General features: G+C 65.1%; 16 protein-coding genes. 5 read left to right on the forward strand and 11 right to left on the reverse strand.

What is annotated here, in order from left to right; genetic code table 11:
- Nucleotides 1-8: 8 nt before the first annotated feature.
- From X739_RS159040 to X739_RS159030, 3 genes are all read right to left on the reverse strand, one after another.
- Nucleotides 9-353 carry an antibiotic biosynthesis monooxygenase gene (locus tag X739_RS159040; protein WP_023793431.1) on the reverse strand — a complete coding sequence of 115 codons (345 nt, stop codon included), beginning with the start codon at nucleotides 351-353 and terminating at the stop codon, nucleotides 9-11.
- On the reverse strand, nucleotides 350-682 hold the full coding sequence (locus X739_RS159035) for an NIPSNAP family protein (protein ID WP_023782018.1): 333 nt from the start codon (nucleotides 680-682) through the stop codon (nucleotides 350-352). The genes X739_RS159040 and X739_RS159035 overlap by 4 nt, the downstream gene beginning before the upstream one ends.
- Nucleotides 683-773: 91 nt before the next feature.
- Nucleotides 774-989, reverse strand: coding sequence for a DUF1127 domain-containing protein (locus tag X739_RS159030; protein ID WP_023782019.1), 216 nt, complete (start codon nucleotides 987-989; stop codon nucleotides 774-776).
- Nucleotides 990-1057: 68 nt separating this feature from the next.
- On the opposite strand from X739_RS159030, the gene X739_RS159025 reads away from it, so the two are divergent.
- Nucleotides 1058-1732 (forward strand): winged helix-turn-helix domain-containing protein, encoded by a 675-nt coding sequence (locus X739_RS159025; RefSeq protein ID WP_023793434.1) that lies wholly within the window; start codon nucleotides 1058-1060, stop codon nucleotides 1730-1732.
- A 25-nt stretch (nucleotides 1733-1757) separates the two neighbouring features.
- Here X739_RS159025 and ligD read toward each other — a convergent pair whose 3' ends face one another.
- The 3 genes from ligD to X739_RS159010 all read right to left on the reverse strand — a co-directional run bounded on the left by ligD (nucleotide 1758) and on the right by X739_RS159010 (nucleotide 5792).
- Complete coding sequence (ligD, locus tag X739_RS159020) at nucleotides 1758-4298, reverse strand: DNA ligase D (protein WP_023793436.1); 2541 nt, start codon at nucleotides 4296-4298, stop codon at nucleotides 1758-1760.
- A 9-nt stretch (nucleotides 4299-4307) separates the two neighbouring features.
- Nucleotides 4308-5177 (reverse strand): Ku protein, encoded by an 870-nt coding sequence (locus X739_RS159015; protein ID WP_023793438.1) that lies wholly within the window; start codon nucleotides 5175-5177, stop codon nucleotides 4308-4310.
- A 108-nt stretch (nucleotides 5178-5285) separates the two neighbouring features.
- A complete protein-coding gene (locus tag X739_RS159010; RefSeq protein ID WP_015314781.1) occupies nucleotides 5286-5792 on the reverse strand; it encodes a ferritin-like domain-containing protein in 507 nt (168 codons plus the stop codon).
- Nucleotides 5793-6192: 400 nt separating this feature from the next.
- Between X739_RS159010 and X739_RS1000000167700 the strand changes: the two genes are divergently transcribed.
- Both X739_RS1000000167700 and X739_RS1000000171125 read left to right on the forward strand, forming a co-directional pair.
- Nucleotides 6193-6333: a hypothetical protein gene (locus tag X739_RS1000000167700; protein ID WP_015314782.1), complete on the forward strand. Its 141-nt coding sequence runs from the start codon at nucleotides 6193-6195 to the stop codon at nucleotides 6331-6333.
- A gap of 2 nt (nucleotides 6334-6335) precedes the next feature.
- Nucleotides 6336-6461, forward strand: coding sequence for a hypothetical protein (locus tag X739_RS1000000171125; protein WP_023771965.1), 126 nt, complete (start codon nucleotides 6336-6338; stop codon nucleotides 6459-6461).
- A gap of 123 nt (nucleotides 6462-6584) precedes the next feature.
- Here X739_RS1000000171125 and X739_RS22675 read toward each other — a convergent pair whose 3' ends face one another.
- Together X739_RS22675 and X739_RS159005 are read right to left on the reverse strand one after the other, a co-directional pair.
- Complete coding sequence (locus X739_RS22675) at nucleotides 6585-6743, reverse strand: hypothetical protein (protein ID WP_245273788.1); 159 nt, start codon at nucleotides 6741-6743, stop codon at nucleotides 6585-6587.
- Between the two features lie 68 nt (nucleotides 6744-6811).
- Complete coding sequence (locus X739_RS159005; protein ID WP_023793444.1) at nucleotides 6812-7273, reverse strand: RidA family protein; 462 nt, start codon at nucleotides 7271-7273, stop codon at nucleotides 6812-6814.
- Between the two features lie 233 nt (nucleotides 7274-7506).
- Here X739_RS159005 and X739_RS159000 point away from each other — a divergent pair, with 233 nt between their 5' ends.
- A complete protein-coding gene (locus tag X739_RS159000; RefSeq protein WP_023771963.1) occupies nucleotides 7507-7875 on the forward strand; it encodes a YciI family protein in 369 nt (122 codons plus the stop codon).
- A gap of 7 nt (nucleotides 7876-7882) precedes the next feature.
- Entirely contained in the window at nucleotides 7883-9127 is a 1245-nt protein-coding gene (locus X739_RS158995) for an RNA polymerase sigma factor (protein ID WP_023793448.1), read from the forward strand.
- A 9-nt stretch (nucleotides 9128-9136) separates the two neighbouring features.
- Here the strand turns inward: X739_RS158995 and X739_RS158990 are convergent, their stop codons facing one another.
- The 3 genes from X739_RS158990 to X739_RS158980 form a co-directional block, all read right to left on the reverse strand.
- On the reverse strand, nucleotides 9137-9763 hold the full coding sequence (locus X739_RS158990) for a glutathione S-transferase family protein (protein WP_023782024.1): 627 nt from the start codon (nucleotides 9761-9763) through the stop codon (nucleotides 9137-9139).
- Between the two features lie 169 nt (nucleotides 9764-9932).
- Nucleotides 9933-10913 (reverse strand): cysteine synthase A, encoded by a 981-nt coding sequence (gene cysK, locus X739_RS158985; RefSeq protein ID WP_023782025.1) that lies wholly within the window; start codon nucleotides 10911-10913, stop codon nucleotides 9933-9935.
- 179 nt (nucleotides 10914-11092) lie between these two features.
- The gene (locus tag X739_RS158980; RefSeq protein ID WP_023771959.1) at nucleotides 11093-11710 is read right to left on the reverse strand and encodes a LysE family translocator; all 618 of its coding nucleotides are present in this window, start codon (nucleotides 11708-11710) and stop codon (nucleotides 11093-11095) included.
- Between the last annotated feature and the right edge of the window lie 27 nt (nucleotides 11711-11737).

The raw sequence follows: 11737 nt of genomic DNA on the forward strand, positions 1-11737 counted from the left end.
GAACGGCGCTATTCATTCGTCGCGCGGCTGTCCGCCGGCGCCTCGTCCCTCTCGGTCAGTCCGTAGTCGCGCACCACGTGCGCGATCCGCAACCGATAGCCGGCAAAGATACCGCCGCGCCCGGCCTGCTGCGCCTGCCGGTGCTCTTCGGTGTTGCGCCAGGCCTTCACCGCCTCCTCGTCGCGCCAGAACGACAGCGACAGCACCCGGTTCGGGTCGGCCAGGCTGTGGAAGCGCTCGACGGAGATGAACCCGTCAATGCGGTCGAGCAGCGGGCGCAAGTTCGCGGCGATGCCAAGATAGGCATCGCGCTTGCCCTCCGCCGGCTGCACCTCGAAGATGACGGCGATCATGCCTTCACCAGCGGCGCATGCGGGCCGGAAGCCAGTTTCAGGAACATGCGGTCCTCCCTGAGGATAAAGCGTTGGCGCCTGGCGAACTCATAGTTTGCCTTGCCGGCGGGGTCCGCGGCAAGCCGGGCGCGGTAGGCTTCGTAGGCGGCAAGGCTTTCGATGTTGTAGGCGGCATAGGCCGTCGTGGCCGAGCCCTCATGCGGCGCGAAATAGCCGATCAGATCGGCGCCGCAGCGTGGAATGGCCTGACCCCAGTTGCGGGCATACTCCTCGAAGGCGGCCTTGCCGAACGGGTCGATCTCATAACGGATGAAGCAAGTGATGGTCATGGTCGTTTTCTCCTTGATGGCTTTCGCGCCGATAGTTCGAGCGGCCTCGAAACGTCGTGCCACCCGATCTGCTAGGCAGATGACTTGGCGATCACGCCTGCCAGAAGGATTTCGCGCATTCGCGGCGCACGTCCTCCCGTGTCAGGCCGAGGTCACGCAGCAGGTGGTCGTCGATCTCCGAGAGGTCGCGGCGCTGCGAGTGGCGGTCATACCAGCGGGCCAGCAGCCGTGAGCGGACCCTGGTGACGAACGGGAACGATTGGCGGCGGGGGACCGGTTCGGGGGTGAAAGCGGTTCGTGCGGCCATCCTCGTCTCCTTGATCTCATCGGAGAATAATGGTTACCTGACAAGAATGCTTCGATGAGGATCAAACCATGCGTGAAGGACCCGACATTGCCCGCATAGCCAGCCTGGTCGGCGATCCGGCCCGCGCCAACATGCTGAACGCCCTGATGGGCGGCACGGCATTGACCGCGAGCGAACTGGCGCTGGAGGCCGGCGTGTCGCTGCCGACCGCCTCCTCGCATCTGTCCAAGCTGATGGAGGGCGGGCTGCTGACCTTGGCCAGCCAGGGCCGGCATCGCTATTACGGTCTGGCCGGCCCGCAAGTGGCCGGCATGATCGAGGCCATCACCGGCGTGGCGGAAGCCGTTGGCCCCAGGCGCGTCCGGCCGGGCCCGCGCGACAGCGCGATGCGCGTCGCGCGCGTCTGCTACGATCACCTCGCCGGAGAGCAGGCGGTTGCGATGCTGGACCGCTTTGTCGAGAAAAACATACTGGTCCGCGACGACAAGGAGATCAGGCTCGGGCCGTCCGCCGCATCGCATTTCGTGGCGATCGGCATCGATGTCTACACCAAGCCGCGGCGGCCGGTGTGCCGCGCCTGCCTCGACTGGAGCGTGCGGCGTTCGCACCTCGCCGGGACGCTGGGCGCCGCCATCCTTGACAAGATCCTTGCCGAGAAATGGGCGCGCCGCGAGAAAGAGAGCCGCGCGGTGATTTTCTCGCCGCAGGGCAAGCAGGCGTTCGAGAGGGTGTTTTTGGGGTGAGAGTCCCGCAGCGTTGAAAGTCGAGCTACCCCCGCTTCAGCACCTTGCCCTTCTTGAAGAAATCCACCCAGGGATCGGCTTCGGAAAGCCGTTTCAGCGTCGTCTTGTCGCCGATCGGGAAGGCGTTCGGCGGCAGGCCGGCCTCGATCTCGGCCCAGGTCACCGGCATCGACACCGTCGCGCCCTTCTTGGCGCGCGAGGAGTAGGGCGCGACGGTGGTCGCGCCGCTGCCGTTGCGCAAATAGTCGACGAAGATCTTTCCCGTGCGCGCCTTCTTCGACAGCGTCGCGGTGTAGCGGTCCGGCGCGCCTTGCTCCAGCGCCCTGGCAAAATCATGGGCGAAGCTTTTGACCTCGGCCCAATCCGCCGACGGCTTCAGCGGAACGACGACGTGAAAGCCCTTGCCGCCCGATGTCTTGACGAAGTTGGGCAGCGACAGCTCGTCGAGCTTGCCCCTGATGTCGAGCGCCGCCTCGCGCACCGCCTTCACATCGACGCCCTCGTCGGGGTCGAGGTCGAAGACGATCTGGTCGGGCTGTTCAAGCTTGTCGATGGTGCAGCCCCAGATGTGGATCTCGACCACGCCGAGCTGGACCAGCGCCGCGATGCCATCGAAATCGCGGATGAACAGGATTTCCTCGCCATCCGTGGGATCCTTGGTCTTCTCGATTTTCGCATGCATGCCGGGCGAGGCATGCTTCTGGAAGAAGCGCTGGCCGCCGACGCCATCGGGCGCCCTGACCAGGCTGAGCGGGCGGTCGACCACGAATTGCTTCATGCGCGGCCATACCAGCGCGTAATGATCGAGCAGGGCCTGCTTCGAGATCTTTTCGTCGGGCCACAGAAGCTTGTCCGGGTGGGACAGCTTCAAGGTGGTTTTCGCCGCGGTTGCTGCCGTGTTGGCGTTGCCTGCCGCCGGCTTGGCCTTGGCGGGGCTCTTGCCTGTCGCTGCCTTGGTTCCCGTGGCCCCTGTTCCCGTTGCCTTGGGCTTTTCCTGCACGACTTCCTCCGCCGGCTTGTCCTCGCGCAACCCCTGGAACGAAGCATGGCGTATTATACGGTCCGACGTCCAGCTGCGAAACTCCACTTCGCCGACCAGTTCCGGCTTGACCCAGACCAGGCCCTTACCCTTCGGTACGGCCGCATCGAAGGGCGAGGCGTCCGCCTTCAGCGCATCGAGCTTCTTCTGCAAGTCGTTGGCGCTCTTGGTGGAGAAGCCGGTGCCGACACGGCCGGCATAGTGCAGGCCGCCGTCTTCGAAATAGCCGACCAGCAGCGAGCGCAGGCCGCGCCCGGTCTTGTCCGACGGCAGATAGCCGCCAATGACGAATTCCTGCCGTGCCGTGCATTTCGATTTGACCCATGTCGGACCGCGCCCGCCGCGGTAGAGCGCATCGGCGCGTTTTGAGACGACGCCTTCCAGCCCCATTCGGCAGGCATGTTCCAGCATGATCTTGCCGGGTTCCGCAAAATGGTCGGAAAAACGCACCGCCGTGGCGTCGGAAGGCTCGCCGAGCAGCGCCTGCAAGGCCTGCTTGCGCTCGACAAGCGGCTCCCGGCGCAAATCCTTGCCGTCGAGCCGCATCAGGTCGAAGACGTAATAGATGAAGCGATTCGTCCGCTTCGCCGACAGATCCTGCTGCAGCAGCGCGAAGGACGACACGCCGCTGTCGGCCAGAACGACGATCTCGCCGTCGAGGATGGCGTCGCTGCATTTCAGCGCGGCGAGTTCGGCCGCGATCTCGCCGCCGAATTTTTCCGTCCAGTCCAGGCCGGTGCGGGTCAGGAGCCGAACGTCGGTGCCGGCGATCTGCGCCTGCATGCGATAGCCGTCGAACTTCACCTCATGCAGCCAGTCCTGGCCCGAGGGTGCGTCGCGCTCCAGCGTGGCGAGCTGCGGCTCGATGAAATCGAGCTTCTTGCCGCCGGTCCTGGCCTTGCCGGCGGCCGGCTTGTTCGAATGCCAGACCTTCGGCTTCTCACCCTTGGCCGCCTTGCCTTCACCGACCTCCTCGATCGTCAGGCCTGATTTCACCGATTTCGGCTCGTCTTGCAGAATATCCTCGCCGGGGCGTGCGGCGGCATCGTCCGACTTGATCAGCAGCCAGTTGTCGCGTTTTTCGCCGGGGCGCGGCCGCAGCCGCACCAGATGCCATTTGCCACGCAGCTTGTGACCATCGAGTTCGAAGTTGATGTGGCCCTTCGCCATCATCTTGGCCGGATCGCCCTCGGGCGTCCAGGTGCCCTCGTCCCAGACGAGGACCGAGCCACCGCCATATTCGCCCTTGGGGATGGTGCCCTCGAAGCCGGCATAGTCGATGGGATGATCCTCGACATGCACGGCCAGCCGCTTTTCGTGCGGATCGAGGCTCGGGCCGCGCGTCACCGCCCAGCTCCACAGCACGCCGTCATACTCAAGTCGAAAATCGTAATGCAGCCGTGTGGCGGCATGCTTCTGGACGACGAAGATGCCGCCGTCCTGCTTGCCGCGCGCAACCTTGCCCGCCGGCTCGGCGGTCTTCTTGAAGTCACGTTTCGAATGGTACTGTTCGAGGCTGCTGGCCATCTCGTATCCTCAGGCCGATTTGCGCTTCGGCGCAACGCTTTTCGCCTTGGCACGTTTGGCCGCCGGCTTGGCTTTCGCCGGGGATGACTTGGTTGGCGCCGAATCCGACGACAGGCTCTTCTTCAGCGCGTCGAACAGGTTGACGACATTGGAGGGTTTGGGCGCCTCCTTGGCCTTGGGCGCCTTGTGCCCCGCCTTCTTGGCGCGGATCAGTTCGAGCAGGGCGTCCTCATATTTGTCGTCGAATTTCGAGGGATCGAACTTCGTCTTCTTCTTGTCGATGATGAGCTCGGCCAGATCGGTCATCTCCTGGTCGGTCTTCACCGCCTCGATGTCGCCGAAGACAGTCTCCGGCTGGCGCACCGTGTTGTCGTAGCGCAGCGTGGTCAGCACCATGCCCTTGCCGAGCGGCTCGATGACCACGGGACGCTCGCGTCGATAAAGGACGATGCGCGCCAGCCCGGCCATCTTCTTGCCCGCCATCGCATCCCGGATGACGGCGAAGGCCTCTTCCGAAACCTTGTCGGCCGGCGCGACATAGTAGGGTGTGTCGAGATAGATCTGCCGGATCGAGGATTTGTCGACGAAGCCGTCGAGGCTCATCGTGTGCGAGGTTTCGATCTGCACCGCCTCGATCTCATCCTCCTCTATGTGGACGAAGTCGCCCTTTTCGATCTCGTATCCCTTGGTCTCGTCGCCGTCCTCGACCGGGTTGCCGGTCTCGGCGTCGACATAGATCCGCTTCACCGTATTGCCGGTCTTGCGGTTCAGGATATGGAACGAGACCTTGTCGGCATGGGTGACCACGTTGGTCAGTTCGATGGCGCAGGTGACCAGCGAGAGCTTCAGATAGCCTTTCCAGGCCGGGCGCGGCGCCATGATGATTTCCCCGTGAGAAAGATCAGCTGGAACGGGCGACCACCCCGCTCGGTTCCAACCCGGTCCGCCGGGGCCGGCGCGGTTGCCGCCGGCCCCGGCTTTCAGCCCCTATTCGGCGGCCTGCAGGTTGATCTTGCTTTCCGCGATTTCGGTCAGCTTACGATCCGTTGCCTGCTCTTCCTTGAGATTCTTGGCCAGCACATTGGCGCAGTCGCTGCGGCCGAGCTGCTTGGCCCAGGCGATCAAGGTGCCGTAGCGGGTCATTTCGTAGTGCTCGACGGCCTGCGCGGAGGCGATCAGCGCGGCATCCAGAACGTCCTTGTCGTCGACATCGCCGCTGACGTCGTCGGCCTCCTCGAGAATGCCGTCGATGGCCGGGCAGTTCACCTGCTTGGCCTTGACGCCATGCAGCTCGAACACCTGCTCGACGCGTTCGATATGGCCCTTGGTCTGCTCGAGGTGTTTTTCGAAGCCGGCCTTCAATTGCGGATCGGTTGCCTTGTCGACCATCTTCGGCAACGCCTTCTCGATCTGCTTTTCGGCGTAATAGATGTCGCGCAACGTGTGCACGAAGAGGTCGTCCAGCGTTTTGATGTCCTTCGAAAAGAAGCCCATGATTTCAGCCTTTCCATTGCTCTTGCTTGCTCGGGAGGTTCCGGCCTGCCTGGGCAGTGCCTGTGAGCCGGCAATGCCGGTCCTGCGTCTCAACGTCCATTGGTGGGGCGGGTTCCGAACGCTCGCGGCCGCGCGGCAAGGAAATTCCCGGGCGGCACGAAAGTTGAAACACAAGCGCGCCAAGGCGACATACAAACGAAACATATGTGATGCAAAAGTCACACGGACCGAAATGGTGACAAAAGGCGTCGAAACACCCCGAATGAGCCGCAATCCCGCCATGAAGCGGCGGGTTTTCGACCAAAAATTAACATCACGTTCACTGAGTATTCACGCCTCGATGCTATCGTTCCCGCACTTCGGAAGGGACGTCCGAAAATCGGGACAGGGACCAGATAAAATGAACTTCCTCACGCAACTCATCGGCTATGCCGCCGCCATCCGCGAATTCGTCGCGCCGACCTACCGGCCCGAGCGCTATTACATGCGCGGACCGGGTCCGGCCTGCGCCCGTCGCGGCACGTCGCTGGGCGCGCACTGACCATGAGCTTCGAAAGCCGCCACAACAGCCGCATCTGCAGGCCGGGCGCCGACAGCCGCGCCACCGCCTATCGCGCCGAACGCCCTGCCCTGGCCGACCGCCGCCGTGCGGCAACGCCGCGTCTTTGATGCCGCCATCGGCTGGCTTAGTGTCATAGGACATAAGCAGCCGAGGCCAGTGTGACCGCCCGTCCGCGGACGAGCCCTCCCAACGCAGGCCGTCCCTCTGAATCCTTCGGTGCAGCCGCTGATCTACCGCGCCTCGCTCGCGCTGTCCGGCACACAGGGTTCGAGCACGATAACGCCGCCCGCCGCCTGGCCGAGTTCCAGGCAACCCTGAACCGTGCACAGCGTCCAGCCATCGCCGGTCGCGCCGGTCGCGGCGAGCAGGACACGACGCTGAGCACCCACCCCGGGCGCATTAGACCGACGGTTAAGGGGCAAAACCGCGGCACGGCACGTCGCGGCCGCATTGCCTTTCAATCCGGCAGCGCCGCGACCGCGACGATCTCAATCATGATGTCTGCCTGGGCAAGCGCCGCGACGCCAATTACTTCCGAGGGCGGCGGATTGTTGTAACTGCAGTGCTTGGGGCAGTGCTCGGCAAAGAAAGCGTCCAGCACGTCGAGGCGAAAATTGGGAGAGCTGAGAACACCGCCGTTGGGAAAGGGCCCTCTGACGAAGAAGGTCAGCCTGATGAGATGGTCCAGCCCGCTGCCGAGCTCTTCCAGGTCCGATTTGATGGAGCCGAGAACCGCGCGCCACTGCGCCGCCACATCGCCGGCGAAGCCGCCGCCCGCTTTGCCGGCCGGATCGTAATCGTCCGATGTCGCCGTGTTTCCACAGAGATAGACAGTTCCCTTCGCGCCGCTGACGACCGTGCCCTTCCCCCATGGCATCAAGCGGCCGTTCTTGAACTTCTTGTGGGTGACGAGTTCCATTGTCTTACTCCTGTCGCTCCGCCTCGTCTGCTTGTCTGCGACAAGGATAGGGCCGCCAGGTATCACCGCCAGTGCGGCAGTGGATGTCGCCCGGCACCGAAGGTGAGATACGGTTCTTGCGAAACTTCGCGACGAAGCCGAAAGTTTTTCCGTGACCTGTCGAAATCGGTCGCCGCCGCGCGACATACGTTCGGCCCGCAACGAAGCGGCCTTCCAAACCACGGGAGAGACCCATGCGATACATGCTTATGATCTACGCCGACGAAGCCGCGATGGCGAACGTGCCGACCGAGGCGACCTATCAGATGAGCGCCGCCTACGACGCCTACACGGAAGCGCTGAAGAAGTCCGGCACCTGGCTGGCCGGGGACAGGCTGCGCCCGAGCCAGGCGACCACCCTGGTCCGGATGACTGACGGCAAGACCAGCGTGCTCGACGGCCCCTATGCCGACACCAAGGAGCAGCTTGCCGGCTTCTACATGATCGAAGCCGAGGACGCCGACGCCGCGATCGCCTGGGCGGCGCGCTGTCCGGCGGCCAGCACCGGGACCGTCGAGGTGCGACCGATCTGGGAAATGGCCGACTATCTGCCCAAGAAGTGACGGCGTGATGGACGCTCGACCCGAAATTGCCCGGGCGGCGGCCGAGACAGCCGCCCGGCAGAGCTATGGCAAGCTGGTCGCCTGGCTGGCGGCGCGCACGCGCGACGTGGCCGCGGCGGAGGATGCGCTGGCCGACGCCTTTGCGGCGGCGCTTGAACGCTGGCCGCGAACCGGCGTGCCGGAAAAGCCGGAAGCCTGGTTGCTCGCGGTGGCAAGGCGGCGGCGTGTCGATGCGGTGCGGCGGCGGCTGACCAGCGAAGCCGGCCGCGAGCATCTCAAGTTGATTGCCGAGGAGGCGGAGGCGCGCATGATCGATGACGACCTGCCCGACGAACGATTGCGGCTGATGTTTGCCTGCGCCCATCCGGCGATCGAACCGGGCGTGCGGGCACCGCTGATCCTGCAGACCATCCTCGGCTTCGATGCCGCGACGATCGCTTCCGCTTTCCTGCTCTCGCCGTCAACGATGGGCCAGCGCCTGGTGCGCGCCAAGAGCCGCATCCGCGAGACCGGCATTCCGTTCCGCGTGCCGGAGCGGGCCGAACTCGGCGAAAGGCTGGGCGCGGTGCTGGAGGCGATCTACGCCGCCTTCGCCGAGGGCTGGTCCGATCCGGCCGGTACCGAGACGCGGCGCCGGAACCTCGCCACCGAAGGTATCTGGCTCGGCCGGCTGGTGGCCTCGCTGCTGCCCGAGGAGCCGGAAGCGCTGGGCCTGCTGGCTCTGATGCTGTTCGCCGAGGCGCGCCGCGCGGCGCGGCGCGACACGGCCGGAGAGTATGTGCCGCTCGCCGAGCAGGACCATGCATTGTGGGATCATGCCCTGGTCGACGAGGCGGAAGCCCTGCTCGGCCGCGCCGCCACCATGGGCACGATCGGCCGTTATCAGCTCGAGGCGGCGGTACAGTCGGCGCATGCCGCGCGACGGCTTCGTGGCCGCACCGACTGGGCGGCGATCCGCGGGCTCTACGAAGCGCTGTTTTCGATCGCCGGGTCGCCGGTCGTGGCGATCAACCGCGCGGTGGCGATCGCCGAGACCGAGGGCGCGGTGGCGGGTTTGGCGGCTCTTTACGTGCTGGGCGACGACAAGCGGCTCAATGACTACCAGCCCTACTGGGCCGCGCGTGCCGGCCTGCTGGCCAGGCTCGGCCAGGGAGCGCAGGCGGTCGAAGCCTATGATCGGGCGATCGGCCTCGAGCGCGATCCGGCGGTGCGCCGGTTCCTGCAGGCCAAACGCGCCGCGCTCGGACAGTGAGGTTTCCGCTCAGGCCGGCCACATCTCGTGCGACGTGTTGAGCGTCTTCATCAGCGGATGCTCGCGCAACCGCGCCCACAGGCGTTCGATACCGGGCCAGACCGCCCGCGCCATCTCGATGTCGGGATGCCAGGCCACCAGCATGACGAGATAGATGTCGGCCAGCGACATCTGATCGCCGGCGAGCCAGTCGCGGTCGCGCAAGGCTGCGTCGACGACGGCAAACCCGCGGTCCATCTCGGCGACCGCCGCCTGTTTCACCGCCTTCGACCCCTCGGCATCCGTCGTGTAGCGATGGGCGTAGTAGAGCCGCAGCACCGCCGGGTAGAGCACCGAGGACATGAACGCCATCCAGCGCAGGAACTCCGCGCGCGCCGGTTCGTCGGCGGTGGGCGCCAGGCGGGCTTGCGGGTGGCGCTCGGCGAGCAGGATGCAGATCGCCGCCGATTCGGTGATCGAGCGTCCGTCCGGCAAGGTCAGCACCGGCACCTGGTTCAACGGGCTGATGGCGAGGAAGGCAGGATTGGGCGCCTCGCTTTTCGGCACGTCGATCTGCTGGAAAGGCGCATCGATCAGCGCTAGCGCTGCCTCGACGACAAAGCCGCCGCTGCCCGGACGCGTGTAGAGCTTGTACATGAAATCCTCCCCGGCCCGTCTTCTCGCGAGCCGGGGGTGATATGAACCGGAAGCAGTGGTCGGCTCAAGCGGCGCGGCGGCGCCAAGGGGAGTTTTTCTGCGGGCCAGGCTCACGCGCAATACAAACCACGCTAGCGGGCCAGCGCTGCTGTTCCTGGGTATCGAAGCCCTAAGCCCCCAGCCCCTCGAACAGGATCGTCGACAGATACCGCTCGGCGAAGGACGGGATGATCACCACCAGGGTCTTGCCCTTGTTCTCGGGCCGCGAGCCGACGACGATTGCTGCCTGCAGGGCGGCACCCGACGAGATGCCGACCGGCACGCCTTCGAGGCGGGCGATGAGGCGCGCATTGGCGACCGAATCCTCGTTCGAGACCTTGACGATCTCGTCATAGATCGTTGTGTCGAGGATCTTTGGCGCGAAGCCAGCGCCGATGCCCTGGATCTTGTGCGGGCCGGGCTGGCCGCCCGACAACACCGGCGAGGCCTCCGGTTCGACCGCGACGATCTGGACCGAGGGCTTGCGCTTCTTCAGCACCTGGCCGACGCCGGTGATGGTGCCGCCGGTGCCGATGCCGGCGACGAAGATGTCGACTTCGCCCTGCGTGTCGTTCCAGATTTCCTCGGCCGTCGTCGTGCGATGGATTTCCGGATTGGCGGGGTTTTCGAACTGCTGCGGAATGATGGCGTTGGGGATCGTCGCGGCCAGTTCGTCAGCCTTGGCGATGGCGCCCTTCATGCCTTTCGGACCTTCGGTCAGCACCAGTTCGGCGCCGAGCAGCGCCAGCATCTTGCGGCGCTCTACCGACATCGTCTCCGGCATGGTCAGGATCAGCTTGTAGCCCTTGGCGGCGGCGGCGAAGGCGAGCGCGATGCCGGTGTTGCCGGATGTCGGCTCGATCAGCGTGGTCTTGCCTGGGGCAATCTTGCCCGCCGCTTCCAGCGCCTCGATCATCGCCACGCCGATACGGTCCTTGACCGAGGCGATCGGATTGAAGAATTCGAGCTTGGCGACCAGATTGGCGACGATGCCCTTCTCCTTGGCGAACTTGTCGAGCCGTACCAGGGGCGTGTCGCCGATCGTGTCGGTGATGGAATTGTAGATGCGGCCGCGGCCGGGCACACGGGCTGAAGTGACGGGCTTGTTCATTGGTTTCGCTCCCTGGATTTCAGGCAATTGGCAGTCGCCGACAGAATAGGGCTTTCAACCGCGCAAGATAGGCCGCAGCTGGAAAATATCCGAGTGGGAGCGCGTGCTGAAAACGCCTGGCCCTCGGAAACGCATTTCTCGAAACAGCCCAGGCCGGGGAATGGTTTGGCTGAAACGACCTACTGGCGGGCGGCGATCGCCGCCGCCGCGCCAACCATGAAGGCGCCGGCGGTGCGGTTCAGCACCCTCAGCGCGCGCGGCGACTTCAGGAACCAGCGCGCCTTGGCCGCCAGCACCAGGTAAGGCAGCAGCACGACGAACAGGACGATGACCGTCAGCGCGACGAGAATGCCGTAATCGGCAAGCGTGATCGTCTTCAGGTCGACGATGGTCGGCGTGATGGCGAGGTAGAAGATCATCGTCTTCGGATTGCCGAGCGTCACGGTGAGGCCGGCGACGAAGCTCGACAGCAATCCGCCCTTGCCCTTCCGGGCTTCGACGGTTTCGGGTCTGATGCCGGCGGTCCAGAAGCGCCAGCCGAGAAAAGCCAGGTAGGCGACGCCGGCCCATTTGATGGCCAGGAATACCATGCCGAACTCCTGCGCGACGAAAGCGAGACCCAGCACCACGGCGGTCAGGTAGGTGAGATCGCCAAGCATGAGGCCAAAGGACATGGCCAGCGACGAGCGAAAGCCCGAGCCCAGCGCACGCGCGACCAGCGCGGTGACGCCGGGGCCAGGAATGGCGGCGGCGATACCGAGAGCGGCACTGTAGGCGAGGAATCCGGTGAGGGTCATGGCGTGGCGTCCAAGGGCGGTCGCGGC

The sequence above is a fragment of the Mesorhizobium sp. LNHC209A00 genome (genome assembly GCF_000502915.1).
Lineage (GTDB): Bacteria > Pseudomonadota > Alphaproteobacteria > Rhizobiales > Rhizobiaceae > Mesorhizobium.